The sequence below is a fragment of the Corynebacterium glucuronolyticum DSM 44120 genome, assembly GCF_030440595.1.
Lineage (GTDB): Bacteria > Actinomycetota > Actinomycetes > Mycobacteriales > Mycobacteriaceae > Corynebacterium > Corynebacterium glucuronolyticum.
In genome coordinates this window covers 2,576,018-2,589,609 of sequence record NZ_CP047452.1, presented here as the reverse complement: position 1 = coordinate 2,589,609, position 13,592 = coordinate 2,576,018, and the positions used below count along the sequence as shown (strand labels likewise).

At 61.2% G+C, this 13,592-nt stretch carries 14 protein-coding genes and 1 tRNA gene; 6 read left to right on the top strand and 9 right to left on the bottom strand.

The window, feature by feature from the left end; genetic code table 11:
• Nucleotides 1-6: 6 nt before the first annotated feature.
• The 5 genes from CGLUCO_RS11785 to CGLUCO_RS11765 all read right to left on the bottom strand — a co-directional run bounded on the left by CGLUCO_RS11785 (nt 7) and on the right by CGLUCO_RS11765 (nt 4,677).
• Nucleotides 7-1,257, bottom strand: a complete 1,251-nt coding sequence (locus CGLUCO_RS11785) for a hypothetical protein (RefSeq protein WP_084037112.1) — start codon at nt 1,255-1,257, stop codon at nt 7-9.
• A 203-nt stretch (nt 1,258-1,460) separates the two neighbouring features.
• Nucleotides 1,461-1,652: a hypothetical protein gene (locus tag CGLUCO_RS11780; RefSeq protein ID WP_040428702.1), complete on the bottom strand. Its 192-nt coding sequence runs from the start codon at nt 1,650-1,652 to the stop codon at nt 1,461-1,463.
• 62 nt (nt 1,653-1,714) lie between these two features.
• On the bottom strand, nt 1,715-2,911 hold the full coding sequence (locus CGLUCO_RS11775; RefSeq protein WP_084037110.1) for a hypothetical protein: 1,197 nt from the start codon (nt 2,909-2,911) through the stop codon (nt 1,715-1,717).
• 106 nt (nt 2,912-3,017) lie between these two features.
• Nucleotides 3,018-3,091, bottom strand: a tRNA-Gly gene (locus tag CGLUCO_RS11770).
• A 65-nt stretch (nt 3,092-3,156) separates the two neighbouring features.
• Nucleotides 3,157-4,677 carry a bifunctional ADP-dependent NAD(P)H-hydrate dehydratase/NAD(P)H-hydrate epimerase gene (locus CGLUCO_RS11765; protein ID WP_084037108.1) on the bottom strand — a complete coding sequence of 507 codons (1,521 nt, stop codon included), beginning with the start codon at nt 4,675-4,677 and terminating at the stop codon, nt 3,157-3,159.
• Nucleotides 4,678-4,710: 33 nt separating this feature from the next.
• On the opposite strand from CGLUCO_RS11765, the gene dcd reads away from it, so the two are divergent.
• The 4 genes from dcd to CGLUCO_RS11745 all read left to right on the top strand — a co-directional run bounded on the left by dcd (nt 4,711) and on the right by CGLUCO_RS11745 (nt 9,466).
• Nucleotides 4,711-5,274, top strand: a complete 564-nt coding sequence (dcd, locus tag CGLUCO_RS11760) for a dCTP deaminase (protein ID WP_005388416.1) — start codon at nt 4,711-4,713, stop codon at nt 5,272-5,274.
• Nucleotides 5,275-5,308: 34 nt separating this feature from the next.
• The gene (locus CGLUCO_RS11755; protein WP_084037180.1) at nt 5,309-6,631 is read left to right on the top strand and encodes a UDP-glucose dehydrogenase family protein; all 1,323 of its coding nucleotides are present in this window, start codon (nt 5,309-5,311) and stop codon (nt 6,629-6,631) included.
• Nucleotides 6,632-6,642: 11 nt separating this feature from the next.
• Nucleotides 6,643-8,244, top strand: a complete 1,602-nt coding sequence (locus tag CGLUCO_RS11750; RefSeq protein WP_084037106.1) for an inorganic phosphate transporter — start codon at nt 6,643-6,645, stop codon at nt 8,242-8,244.
• Between the two features lie 91 nt (nt 8,245-8,335).
• A complete protein-coding gene (locus tag CGLUCO_RS11745; RefSeq protein ID WP_198481466.1) occupies nt 8,336-9,466 on the top strand; it encodes an HNH endonuclease signature motif containing protein in 1,131 nt (376 codons plus the stop codon).
• A 54-nt stretch (nt 9,467-9,520) separates the two neighbouring features.
• On the opposite strand, the gene CGLUCO_RS11740 is transcribed toward CGLUCO_RS11745, so the two are convergent.
• From CGLUCO_RS11740 to CGLUCO_RS11730, 3 genes are read right to left on the bottom strand one after another with little or no spacing between them, the layout of a single operon-like run.
• The gene (locus CGLUCO_RS11740; protein WP_005388432.1) at nt 9,521-9,934 is read right to left on the bottom strand and encodes a hypothetical protein; all 414 of its coding nucleotides are present in this window, start codon (nt 9,932-9,934) and stop codon (nt 9,521-9,523) included.
• Entirely contained in the window at nt 9,931-10,419 is a 489-nt protein-coding gene (locus CGLUCO_RS11735) for a hypothetical protein (protein ID WP_005393431.1), read from the bottom strand. The genes CGLUCO_RS11740 and CGLUCO_RS11735 overlap by 4 nt, the downstream gene beginning before the upstream one ends.
• Before the next feature lie 53 nt (nt 10,420-10,472).
• Nucleotides 10,473-11,702, bottom strand: a complete 1,230-nt coding sequence (locus tag CGLUCO_RS11730) for a pyridoxal phosphate-dependent aminotransferase (RefSeq protein WP_084037102.1) — start codon at nt 11,700-11,702, stop codon at nt 10,473-10,475.
• Nucleotides 11,703-11,756: 54 nt separating this feature from the next.
• Here CGLUCO_RS11730 and CGLUCO_RS11725 point away from each other — a divergent pair, with 54 nt between their 5' ends.
• Nucleotides 11,757-12,443, top strand: a complete 687-nt coding sequence (locus tag CGLUCO_RS11725) for a hypothetical protein (protein WP_084037100.1) — start codon at nt 11,757-11,759, stop codon at nt 12,441-12,443.
• 15 nt (nt 12,444-12,458) lie between these two features.
• Nucleotides 12,459-13,043 carry an RBBP9/YdeN family alpha/beta hydrolase gene (locus CGLUCO_RS11720; RefSeq protein WP_084037098.1) on the top strand — a complete coding sequence of 195 codons (585 nt, stop codon included), beginning with the start codon at nt 12,459-12,461 and terminating at the stop codon, nt 13,041-13,043.
• Between the two features lie 3 nt (nt 13,044-13,046).
• Here CGLUCO_RS11720 and CGLUCO_RS11715 read toward each other — a convergent pair whose 3' ends face one another.
• Complete coding sequence (locus CGLUCO_RS11715) at nt 13,047-13,571, bottom strand: DUF1707 SHOCT-like domain-containing protein (RefSeq protein ID WP_084037096.1); 525 nt, start codon at nt 13,569-13,571, stop codon at nt 13,047-13,049.
• Nucleotides 13,572-13,592 lie beyond the last annotated feature (21 nt).

The following is a 13,592-nucleotide window of genomic DNA, read 5'->3' as shown; positions in this document are numbered from 1 at the left end:
CTTGTTCTAATTGTTGGTCTGGGTCGGCACGGGCAGTGTCGCGTAGGTATCGGGTGTGATATCTTCCACGCGTGTGCTTCCGTCGGGGGAGGTGACGGTCGCCTCTGCCCAAAATCCGCTGGGTGCGGATGTCTGCGGGTAGTTCGACACAAGGGAGTAGGTGCCGTCTTTGCCGCAGTGCATCTCGCGGTAGTTGATCCTGGTCATCGTGGTTCCGTATTCCACGCGCACACGCTCACCGGGGCGCAGTTCCACGGGCTTGAGCTTGGTTCCGACGGGCATGTATGCCCGCTGAACGGCGCCGACGGAGTGGAGCCAGCCGTCGGGCACGTGGTTGTTGTTGCCCAGCCAGTTCGTGTACGGGTTGTGCTCAGCGCCGACGACGTTATCGGTGATGGGGTGGTATTCGTAGTCACCCTTGGACCAGTTGAGGAAGTCTTGGCTGTACCCGGGCTTCCTAAACGTCGGCGCGACGGCGGTGATATCGAGTGGGTACCACGCCTTGTCGCCCTCGCATTTTTCGCTTGTCGACGGCCAGTCGTCACCCTTCTGCAACGGTTCCGCAGGCTCAACGATATGGTCCTGCTTCGGGTCTGCTACCTTCTCCAGGCTCGGCCCCGACACGCTGGTGTAGGTGTCACCCACCGGCCTGCTGTTCGCGCCGGGGGAGCGCGACGGGATCTCCAACGCCAGATCGGAAATGGAACCGTCGGCACGCACGACGTAGGCAAAGGCGTAGCGCTCAGCGGGGCCGGTGCCACGGATGACGTTGGCCCCCGGCGCGTTGCGGACGATGCCGTTGTCGCAGGTGACGAACATGGAGATGAAGTCCTTCTCCACGGTGCCGTACTCCACGCGCAGGGATTCGCCCGGCTTGAGGTCGATCGGCCCCACGGTCTCACCCTCGACCCAGCCGTTATTCATCTTCAGGCCGATATCGGACTTCGCCGTCGTCTTCCACCCGTTGGGCAGCTTGGCGGCGGAGTTCGCGGAGATCTCGTGGTTCGTGCCGGTCTCCACCGTCGCCGTGTAGGGGACGGTTTGGTTAGTCCGGTTCGTGAACTGGAGCGTGCCATCGTTAAGGTAGCGACGCGCCGTTTCCCCGTAGTGCCACTCGGGGTCCTTGGCCTGCGTACACGTGGTGTACAGGTTGCTAATCGGGTAGCCCTGCGGCATCGCTGGCACAGCACCAGCCGGTGCGATCGCACCGATGGTGAGCGCTGCTGCTGCTACTGTCGTCGCTACTTTTGTGAACATACGCATTAAGTTACGACCGGGTAGGGAACTCCTCAACGCCAAAACGGGGTCATTCGTTCACACTTTGTGACACTTTCGTACCTCGCAAGGAACGAAAGGTCCAGACCTAGTTCTTTAGACCTACGCGTATCGTCCAGAGAAAACCCAATGAAGCACGCCCGTATTATCAACGCACGCGACCTGTTTCTCCTCGTCGTGCCGCTCTAAGTCCCGCGCTTCCGCGAATCCCTCATCCCCCTCGCGGCCTCGAGCACGATGACAACCACGCCGATCGCAGCGACATCCCAGTAAGAAAGCGACATCGCGCTGCCCGTGACCCACTTGACGAGCATGAATAGGCCGAAGACAAGCGCCATGCTGACAAGGAACGTGACGATGGCCCTGATGAGCCTCACGGACTCTCCTTCCGTCGGTTTAGGTTTTGTCGCCACCCTCCCACTTCCGTGAGGGGGCATGGCTACTTCCACTTCTTGCGGATATCGTCGATCACTTTGTCGTCATAGTCCTGGCCGAGCTCATCGGCGAGGATCTTCAGGCGGCCGAGCTCGACCTTGCTGCATTTGCCGTCGATAACCGCGGCGAGGATGGCGACGTGGAAAAGTGTGGGCGCATCGCTTGTGGGGAGGCGGTTGATCCGCTGCCACAGGTCCCTCTCATCGAGCTCAACCTGGTGTTCAAAGCCGTCCAGGAAGTGGCTGTATTCCTCGCCGTGGGCGTCGTCTTGTTCCGCCGCAATGGTCATGTTGTGGAGGAAGAGGCATTCCTCGTTGCGTGCGTACTGGTCGGCACCCATGATCCACCACATGGTGAGGAGAAACGTCTCGATGTCGGTGGCGCGGGCAACGAGACGTCGAGAAGCCTCAATGATGCGCGCCTCCTTGCGCAACATCGCCTTCGCGTTTCGGCCGGCGACTTTCGTCGTCCAGAAGTTGACTCCGGAAGACAAGGGGATGGACACGCCGGGGATGCTGAACTTCACGATGTTTCGCTGAAGCAGGTATTTGCCCACCCCAGGCAGGGACTTGAGCGCGTTGAGCGTCGGACCGCTGAAGATTTTCTTGACCATAGGCTGCACAACCATCGGCACGCCCTTGGTCACGCCGTTGCCGGCAACCTCCCCGGCCTTGATGCCGAAGGCGAGCCTGACCAGCTTCATCGTGTCCTCCGGATCGTGCAGGTCGAGCGGGATCCCGTAGAGGACGGAAATGTCGTAGGCCATGCGTAGCTGCAGGTAGGACACGTAGCTCAGATCGACGACGAAGCTTGCCCCGCCGGCGGGAAGCGCGAGTGGTGACGCCGCTCCGCCGGAGCCAATCGTGGCTGCAACGAGCCCCGTGTACGCAGTGGAGCTGAGCCCGCCCTCGATAGCGGCGTAGCTCGCGGCGAGGGCGATCCGCTTATCCACAATCGCGTCGGGCGGCAGGTGGGGGTACTTCTTCCGGAAGTAATCGCCGTTTACCTCGCGAACGTACTGTGCGAGGGAGAAGGAAAGCAGTTTGAGAAACCAGTCGCCACTTTTCAAGTCATCCAGCGAGATGCCGGACACGAAGTCGCGGGTGTGCTCCATCTCCTTTTTTACATGGGTTTTGTGATCTTCCGACGCTTCCAGATCCGGGGCATCGAGGAGGTCTTCTGCGGTTTCATCGTGTGCCATGTCGCTTCTCCTACTCACTCACATTTTATTATGACATGAGAAGGTCATCCCCGCTGGCAAACGAAAAATCCGACAGGCGCGTGGCCTGCCGGATGAGAAAAAATTTTGGAGCCGATGACGGGAATCGAACCCGCGTATTCAGCTTGGGAAGCTGACATTCTACCATTGAATTACATCGGCAGGCACTGCAAAGCAGTGCGTTTTAGCCTACCACCGGCGCACGCGGCTACCAAACTCGGGGGTCGCTACCCCTGGAGCTGCAACGCAATGGCCAGGCTGATCGCGTCGACGATCTTGGACGCGCGCGTCGGCGCCGGCCCCGCGGGTGTCCGCGCCGAGAGATACGCGGCCAACGCATGCAGGCACACAGGTCCTAGCGGGGTGAAAAGCTCCCGTGGCGCGCCGGGGTACTGCGCGTGCACGGCCGCCAGCGACGCGCCGATGATACCCGCGAGGACATCACCCGATCCGGGCACGGCGCCCCAGCTGCAGCCGGCGTTGACGGTCGCCACGAACACGTCGCCGTCCGACCACTCGGCCACTGCGGTGATCCGCCCCTTCAACACCACGGTGCACCGCAGATCCTCGGCGAGCGCCCGCGCCCGTTCCGCCGCGGTTCCCGTCGCGTCGCTGAGCCGGGCGAACTCGCCCTCGTGCGGCGTCAGGATCGTGGTCGCCGTCCGCTTCCGCACCGCCTGTTTCAGCAGGTCGGAAGACCCCAGCGCCGTCAACGCGTCGGCATCCACCACCACGGGCACGTCCAGCGCCAACACCTGCGCCAGCTCCTCTGCACACTCGCCGCGCCCCGGCCCAATCACCGCCGCATCAACTTTCTTTAGCTTGTCGACGCTCTCCCGCACCACCACTTCCGGATAGTGCCGAAGTATCGGTTCCCCCGCACCGACGTAATAGGTGAGCCCCGAGTGCGTGTTGAGTGCCGCCCCCGTGCACAGGATTCCCGCGCCGGGGTACTGGGCGCTGCCCGCCAGGATGGCGAGCACCCCGTTGGTGTACTTGTTGTCGTGGATCTGCGGCTCAAACCGCTGCACCATGGTGTGCGGCATCGGCGGGAGCGCTGGCACGCCCTGCAGCTCGGGGTGGGGGTTGACGGCGAGGAAGGTTTCCAGTTCCTCCTCGCCGGAGTACTCAAGATACTCCCCAAGCGTGTCTTCGTCGTCGATCGTCTCGCCGATGTCCGCTACGAACACGGTGCCGCACTCCGGCGCCAGCGCGTGCGCGAGGCGCAAGCCCCCAAAGGTGACGGTGATGTCGGCGGTGACGCACGCGTCGGCCGCCTCACCCGTGTCGGCGTTCACGCCACTGGGGACGTCGACGGCGAGCACGGGGCAGTCGCAGCGGAGGAACAACTCGTAAACCTCGGGCGCGAGCGGTCGGCCAGCACCCAGCCCGGCTACGCCGTCGATAAGCAAATCAAACTCGGGGTCGAGATCGTCGGGGTAGCGGAACACCTCGCCGGTGAACTGCTCGAGCGCCCGCGTGTGTGGCGTGCCGGGGATGACGGCCGTGACATCGGCGCCGTTCTCGATGAGCATCTGCCCGGCGTACAGCGCGTCGCCGCCGTTGCCCCCTGTCCCCACCACGAGCAACACCCGTTTGTCCGTCCCCTGCAGCATCGCCTCTGCCACGTGAGCCACGGCTGCGGCGGCCTCCAGCATGAGCTGATCGTCGAACTCTTGGGCGACGAGGAGGGGGGCCTCGCACTCGCGGATGGTAGCGGCCGGATACGCCTTGCGGGGAATCATCATGCCCCCACTCTAGCCACCAACTACACTGAAGGCGTGCTACTTTCAGACCGCGATATTAAACGTGCCATCGAGGACGGCACCCTGGGCATCGACCCGTACGACCCGGCGCTCGTCCAGCCCTCCAGCGTGGACTGCCGCATGGACAGCTTCTTCCGCGTCTTCAACAACTCGAAGTACACCCACATCGACCCGAAGCTGCGCCAGGACGAGCTGACCACGCTGGTAGAGGTCCCCGAAGGCGACCCGTTCGTCCTCCACCCCGGCGAGTTCGTGCTCGGCTCCACCCTTGAGCGCTTCACCCTCTCCAACACGATCGCCGCGCGGCTGGAGGGCAAGTCCTCGCTCGGCCGCCTGGGGCTGCTCACGCACTCCACCGCCGGTTTCATCGATCCGGGTTTCGACGGCTGCATCACCCTCGAGCTGTCCAACGTCTCCAACCTGCCCATCACCCTGTGGCCGGGCATGAAAGTCGGCCAGCTCGCCATCTTCAACCTGACCTCCCCGGCGGAGATCCCCTACGGTTCCGGCAAGCTGGGCAGCAAGTACCAGGGGCAGCGCGGTCCTACCCCCTCTCGGGCGTATTTGAATTTCCAGTAGCGGGCCGGGGCGAACCCACCTACACTCAGTGTTCATGAAAATGACAGTGATTGGAACTGGGTACCTCGGTGCGACGCACGCCGCCTGCATGGCCGAACTCGGCCACGAGGTCTGTGGCGTTGACGTTGACGAATCCAAAATCGCGGCGCTTGCCTCCGGGCAAGTGCCGTTTTTCGAGCCGGGGCTCCCGGAGATCCTCACCCGCACTGTCTCCTCCGGCCGTCTCTCGTTTACCACCTCCTACGAGGAGGCCGCCGACTTCGCACACGTCCACTTCCTCGGCGTCGGCACCCCGCAAATGCACGGCTCCTACGCCGCCGACCTCACCTACGTCCACGCCGCCATCGACACGCTTGTACCTTTGCTCCGCGGAGCCCACATCATCTTCGGCAAATCCACCGTCCCCGTCGGCACCGCCGCCGACCTGCAGGCCCGCGCCGATCGCCTCGCCCCCGAGGGCACCCATGTGGAGATCGTCTGGAACCCCGAGTTCCTCCGCGAGGGTTTCGCCGTCACAGACACGATCAGCCCGGATCGCATCGTGCTTGGCACCGCCTCGCCCGATTCGCCCGCGATCGACGTGGCCCGCGAGGTCTACGCGCAACCCCTCTCGCAAGGAACACCCCTCATTGTCACCAACCTGCCCACCGCGGAGCTGGTCAAAGTCTCCGCCAACTCGTTCCTCGCCACCAAAATCTCCTTTATCAACGCGGTCAGCGAGATCTGCGAGGTCACCGGCGCCGATGTGGTGAGGCTCGCCGAGGCCATCGGCTACGACGACCGCATCGGCAAGAAGTTCCTCCGCGCCGGCCTCGGCTTCGGCGGCGGGTGCCTGCCCAAAGACATCCGCGCCTTCATGGCCCGGGCCGGCGAGCTCGGCGCGTCGGAAGCCCTCTCGTTCCTCCGTGAGGTGGACTCCATCAACATGCGTCGCCGTGAGCACGTGGTTGAGCTCTCCAAGTTGCTTTGCGACGGCTCGTTGCTGGGCAAAAACATCACCGTTCTGGGAGCTGCGTTCAAGCCCAACTCGGACGATGTCCGCGACTCACCCGCCCTCTCGGTCGCCGGTTCCCTCTCCCTCAAGGGTGCCAACGTGACCGTCTACGACCCAGAGGCCATGGACAATGCGGCGAGGGTTTTCCCCACGCTCGACTACGCACAAAACGTTAATGATGCGTTGTCGGGGGCAGACCTCACCATACTTGCTACAGAGTGGGACGAGTTCCGCCAGCTTGACCCGGAAAAGGCCGGTGAACTGGTGAATCGGCGCGTCATGTTGGATGCCCGCAACGTATTAAGTACCTCTGATTGGTCTGAAAAGGGGTGGCAAGTTAAAGCTTTGGGATGCGGTGAGTGACAATAGGAGGTATGGCCGTCACCTCAAAGCCGCGAACAGGGAAGGGAACAGATAAAGTTCTCCATCTCGTATTCGCGATTCTGCTTACCGCAACAGTCATCTCCTTTACCTTCTGGGCAATCGGAGTCGTTGGGATCAACTCCCACTTTCCCATCCTCATTCTCACCATCCTGTTCGGCTCCTTCATGGCCTTCAACATCGGTGGTAATGACGTGGCAAACTCGTTCGGTACCTCCGTCGGTGCAGGAACGCTCTCCCTCAAACAGGCACTGCTCATCGCCGCTGTCTTCGAAATCGGCGGCGCGATGCTCGCCGGCGGGGAGGTGACGGACACCGTCAAATCCGGCATCGTCGACCTCGACGGCATCTCCTTGAACCCCATGGACTTCGCCTACATCATGATGTCGGCGCTGGTGGGGGCCGCCGTGTGGCTGCTGCTCGCCACCCTCAAAGGCTGGCCGGTATCCACCACCCACTCCATCGTCGGCGGCATCGTCGGCGCCGCCGTCACCACGGGTTTCGTCGCCAGCGCGTCCCGCCACCCCTGGCAGATGGTGCAGTGGGGTGAGATCGGGCAGATCGTCCTCAGCTGGTTCATCTCCCCGCTGCTCGGCGGCCTGTGCGCCTACTTCCTCTTCAAGACGATCAAGAGCTCCATCCTCCGCTACAACGACCAGGCGGAAGAAAAACTCTCCCAGATCCGCGCCGAACGCAACGACTGCCGCCGCCGCAACAAGGAAGCCCTCTCCCGCATGAGCGAGGCCGACCGCGCTGAGCAGACGGCCGCCATGGGCCGCGACACGATCACCATGTCCGGCGAAAACTACAGCCTAGAAGACCTCGAATCCTCCTATTACCAGGAGCTCTACCGCATCAACCAGCGCGCAGAGTCGATCAACTCCCACCGCGCCCTCATCCACGGCACCCCGTTCCTCGCGGCCCTCGGTGCCGTCATCATCGCGGCCATGCTGCTCCTCAAAGGCCTAAAGAACATTGGCCTCGACCTCACCCCGATGACCACCGTCATCGTCCTCATCATGGTGGGCGTGACCGCCTGGTTCGCAGTCCACGTCTTTGCCAAGCAGCTGACCAGCAAGCCCCTGGACATGGCCACCTTCATCATCTTCTCCTGGATGCAGGTCTTCACCGCCGCGGCCTTCGCCTTCTCCCACGGCTCGAACGACATCGCCAACGCCGTCGGCCCCTTCGCCGCTGTTATCGACGTCCTCCACTACAACGCCATCGTCGCCGAAACCCAGGTCCCCCCATTCCTCATGCTCACCGCCGGCGTGGCTCTCATCTCCGGCCTCTGGTTCATCGGCCGCAACGTCATCCACACCGTGGGCACGGGCCTGACCAAGATGCACCCCGCCAGTGGCTTCGCCGCCGAGCTGTCCGCCGCCGCCGTCGTCATGGCGGCCTCGATGCTCGGCCTCCCCGTCTCCTCGACGCACATTCTCATCGGCGCCGTCCTCGGCATCGGCGTGGTCAACCACTCCGCCAACTGGTCCCTCATGAAGCCCATCGGCATGGCCTGGGCGATCACCGTCCCCGCCTCCGCTCTCATCGGCGCAATCACCGTTGTCGTCATCCGGTTCTTCTTCGCCATGTAGTTGTGGATAACTTTTCTGGCCCGGCCTGAGTTATCCACAGTTTTACGGCACTGCGTTTGCGGCCTCCCCAGCGCTGTTTATCCTAAAAGCCATGACCGCTTTAACGGATTGTGCTGTGTTCCTCTCGCAGGCGATGGTGATCGCCGGGGAGGCGTTCGGCATGTCCAAAAAAGCACTCGTCCGGGCAGGCTACGACCCCACTACCGCCCACACCATTAAGAAACTCGCCGACATTTACTACGGCCGCTGTGGCGCACCACGCAAACAAGAACGTACACGCGAGAAAGCCACCACTGCCGGCTGCTCCTTCGCCTCGCTTCAAGCTATTGAACGGTTTGTGGCGAAGCTCCCGAAGAAGCACGCGTGGACGATCCGTGAGGCCCTTGTCCCCTTCGGCCGGGACATCACCGCGATTAACGCGGAGGGCGCGCGTCTCCTGCAGGAGTACACCCGGGCGGATAATCCGGATAAGAAGTTGACGTATCGGGCGATCCCGAATTCCACGTTCGCAACACTCACCTTGACGGCGGAGTCGTCGCGGGTGAAGCAGATTTTTGACCGGGCACAAGCAACGGACACGAAGTGTCCTGCCGATGGTTTGATCAAGCTTGCGCTTGCGGCTAACGATGGGGAGCTTCCCCCTGTTGCTATCCCACTGATGGTGATTCCGTTTACGATGCCGTATGTTCACGTTACGGAGGTGGAGCGGGGGAAGTTTGTTTTCTCCATGACTAACGGTTCTACTATTTCCGGGGCGGAGATTGTGAAGGCGAAACTTGCTGAGGAGCGTCTTGTTGCTCTTGTTAGTCCTTTGGGGCCGAAGGATTTTGGTGTGTATCGGGTGGAGATGACGCCGGATTCTCGTGGTGCGGATCCGTTGGAGCGGTTTATTCAATCAACCCGTAACCCGGTGTGTGCCTGGCCCGGCTGCGGCAGACCCGCATCCAAGTCGCAGATTCACCATATTAAACCGGTGAAGCATGGTGGGAAGACGGTGTCGGAAAACCTGATGGTGTTGTGTGACTACCACAATGGCATTAACGATGATGATCTGGATAAACCGAAGCATGGTCACATGGTGAGAATCAATGGCCTGGAATACTGGAAACCTGCCTTCGGTGGGCCACTGAAGTTGAATATGCACCCGTGTGCCCAAGGCGGTGCGGTGCGTCTTGCCCGGATGCAACTCGGCATCCCCATCGACCCCAGCCCACCGGGCTAGCAACCTAGCCCGCCCAATGACCCGACACCGTCGGGCCATTAGGCATGCGAAAAATTAGACCAAGTCGGGGAGGAGTGTGCCGTTAAGTTCCTCGATATCCCACAGCTTGTCTGGATCGAGCGTTTCGACAATGTCTCCCATACGAGCGTGTTTATGCAAATCGTTCATGCTCAAAGACCAGAATCCGTGCTTACGCTCCTGGGAGAGGATAAGCACGCTAATTTTCTGGTCATCAGCCCTGCCAACGGGGACGATAACCTTCGGTTCCCCGCTTGCAAAGTGGCGCTCAGCCGCTTCGCGAATGTGAACTGCGAGCGTATCGCTTAGCGCTGGAAGAATCGCCGGTAGCTCACTTGCCTCAAGGCTTTCCAGGAATCGAGCTCGATTGCTCCCGCGCCCAATAGAAGTTAGAAAGCGTTGAGCGATGAACATCGTGTCGCGATAACGTTTTTTCTGCTCGTTGTTCACTGCTTGCCTTCTTTCCAATACTTCAAATAGTCGAACGGGTCGTACAGCATCTCAGTGTAGTATTTTTTGAAAGTTCCGCTGACAGTGTGCTGAGATCTTTCCTCTCGCGAACCCCCGGCGAGTTGCTGGTGAACCTCAATCTCTTCATCTGAAGAATGGAGGAAAAACTGATGGCTATGTACCGTGCTGTGCCAGGTGTCGGTACGTCTTACTTGTGCGAAGTTCGGGGCTGCGCCTTTAATTTCCTTGCAAAATTTGTAGTCAGGATGCCCGGCCGTGACATTTAGCATGATGGCGAAATGCTTGACTGAGCCACCTGCGGTTTCCCAGGTTCTCGCGTACACAGCTGTGCAAAACTCCGCATTTTCAATGCAGGTGGTGTCGGGGTCTTTGGATTCATCCGGATCAGGGTATGGAACCTCACCGTCCGGCTGAATGCTCATGTCAGCCAGACGGTAGCTCTTGTTGTTCGCGTTGAGGGGCACGTCTACGGATTGTAGAAGTGTGGGGTCACGTCCGCGCTGCCAGCGAAAATCGCTTACTGCTTGTAGCTCGCCAGGAAGTTCCCCAGCCGCTCGATCGCCTCGGCGAGTTCTGCCGCGTGCGGGAGCGTGACCACACGGAAGTGGTCCGGCGTGGGCCAGTTGAAGCCGGTTCCCTGGACGAGCAGGATCTTCTCCTGAAGGAGCAGGTCGAGCATCATCTTGGTGTCGTCGTGGATCTCGTACACCTCGGGGTCGAGGCGCGGGAACGCGTAGAGTGCACCCATCGGCTTGACGCAGCTGACACCGGGGATGGACGTGAGTTTTTCGTACGCCGTGTTGCGCTGTTCGAGGAGGCGTCCCCCCTCGCCGGTCAGTTCGTAGATGGACTGCCGTCCGCCGAGCGCTACCTGGATGGCGGATTGCCCGGGCACGTTGGCACACAGGCGCGTGCTGGCCAGGAGGTCGAGGCCTTCGATGAAGCCGCGGGCGTGGTGCTTCGGGCCGGTCAGCACCATCCAGCCGACGCGGTAGCCGGCGACGCGGTACGCCTTGGACAGGCCGTTGAGGGTGATGCACAGCAGGTCGGGCGCGAGCGTGGCGATGGAGATGTGCTTGGCACCGTCGTAAAGAATCCGGTCGTAGATTTCGTCGGAGAGAATAAGCAACCCGTTTTCGCGCGCGATCTGTGCGATCTCTTTCAGCACGTCGCGGGAGTAGACGGCGCCGGTCGGGTTGTTCGGGTTGATGACGACGATGGCTTTGGTCTTTTCGGTGACCTTGGCGCGGATGTCCTCCACGGATGGCATCCACTCGTTGTCCTCATCGCACAGGTAATGCACCGCCTTGCCGCCGGCGAGAGAGGTGGCGGCCGTCCACAGCGGGTAGTCGGGCATGGGGATGAGCACCTCGTCGCCGTCGTTGAGCAGCGCCTGGGTGATCATGGTGATGAGCTCGGAGACTCCGTTGCCGATGTACACGTCGTCCACATCGAAGTCGGGGAACCCGGGTATCGTCTCGTACCGCGTGACGATAGCCCGCCGTGCGGGGAGGATACCTTTCGACGTCGAGTAGCCCTGTGCATGCGGAAGTGCCGCAATCATGTCGCGCATGATGACGTCCGGCGCGTCGAAGCCGAAAATCGCCGGGTTGCCCGTGTTGAGCTTCAGGATCCGGTGCCCGTCGAGCTCCATTTTCTCGGCGGCCGCCGCCACCGGCCCACGGATCTCGTACAGAACGTTTTTCAGCTTTTCTGACTGGTCAAACTCTCGCGTCGTCATAGCCATTCACAATACCCTGTTGCGCATGAAAAAATGACGGGCTAGCCGTATCATTCTTTTATGAGCGCACCCTTGAAGCCCCGAAAGCGGAAGCCACTTATCGCTTTTCTCTTCATTTTGCTGCTCGGTTCGGCGTATCCGCTCGGCTTGTTCGTATGGATGGGGATTCCGATGTATTTTAACCACGGCCTGATGCCGGAACAGATCCTCACCGAGGAAATACCTGGGCGTACCGGTCTTGCGCGTGCTGAAAACGGCGAGTGGCAGCTCGTTTACAACCCGTGTGGCGCGGACGTGGATCACGTGGCGGTGTCGGACAACATGACAGGCGTATTCGCCGTGGATAGCAGCGTCGCAGATGCCACAAAAAGGGGGCGGCAGGTGCAGGTGTGGACTCCGCAAAGCCGTGAGGCTGCGGCGCACCCGTTTACGGCACGCCTCTTCCCGCCCGATCCTCCACCGGGTTGGGCGGTCACGGAGAACACTTTTCGGGATAATTCTCCCCAAGACGGTACCGTGACTATTGGTTACACAGCCACCGGCACAACCGCGCTTCCTGCGCGCGTCTCGCACAAGGAAACCGTCGCTCGGCTATCATCGGATGCTGTGCTGGTAGGCGAGTACCGCCCACTGACCATGTCGAGAGCGGACTTTTTCGATTGTGAAACGTTGACGCCACGGATGTCGGACGGTGCGGCGCGCCTCGCGTTGGCCGAGCTTATTTTGACTGGCCAGTATCAGCACTGAGGTACCCTTAAAACCATGTCGATTGAAACGTTCCTCCTCCACCCGCCTGTGACGCAGGTTTTCATGATCCACGGCTACCATTCGTCGCCGCATAAGAAGTGGTTCCAGTGGCTGAACCTGCAGGGCATTATGAAAAGCATCAAGTTCAAGGCGATTGAGCTGCCGGATCCCGACAATCCGGATCCGGAGAAGTGGCGCGAGACGATCGCCCTGGAGATCGGCGTTGTCACCAAGCAGATTGGGATCGTCGGTCATTCTCTCGGCTGTCAGGCTGCTCTTCAGTACCTCGATTCGCTTTCCGACGATCAGTGGAAGCTCGGCCGTATGGTCCTGGTCTCCGGTTTCAACGAGCCATTTGGCGACGATCCCGTACTAAACAACTTCGTCGGCGACGGCGTCGACCTGGGCAACATCAAGGACCACGTCGGCGGCATCACCGTCATTCGTTCCGACGACGACCCCGAAGTCCCCGCAGAGCTCACCGATAAGCTCGCCATCGGCCTCGGCGTTCCCCCGACCGTTGTCCCGGGTGCCAAGCACTTCCGCGATTCCGACGGCGTCGGCCAGGTCCCCGAGGTCCTCGAGGGGCTCGTCAAGTAGCCCTTACTTATCCAGGAACTTCTCCGCGGCGCCAAGCGCCCTGTTCTTCAGGGCGCGCACGCGTTCCTGGTCGCTCTTCTTCTGCTCGAGCGCCATGAGTTTCTGCTGGTACGATAGCTCGCGCAGCCGTGTTCTGCGCAGTTGCGCCGCCGACGGCATGTACCACGAGTCGGGCCCGATCTTCATCACATACAGGAGGATAAACACGACGACGGGCAGTATAACGAATACGGCATCGAGTGCTCCGGTGGCGAACACTGCTCCGACAAATCCCCCCACGATCGACAGCCCCAAAATCCCCGCCTTGGGGTGCCCAGATTCCTTCCGGTATTCCTCAATCTCGCTGACGGTATACGACTCCTCCGGTAGGTCCCGAAACAGCCCCGCCACCTGGTCGTCGGTCACGGCCTCGGCGACCTTTTGCACCCGCTCTTCGTATTCCGCGAGCGTCAGCCGGCCGTCCGCAAAGTGCGTCCCGAGCACGTTCATCGCGCGCGTCCGTTCCTCGTCCGACAACCTGTAGTTCATACCCTCAGCCTACCGCATTTT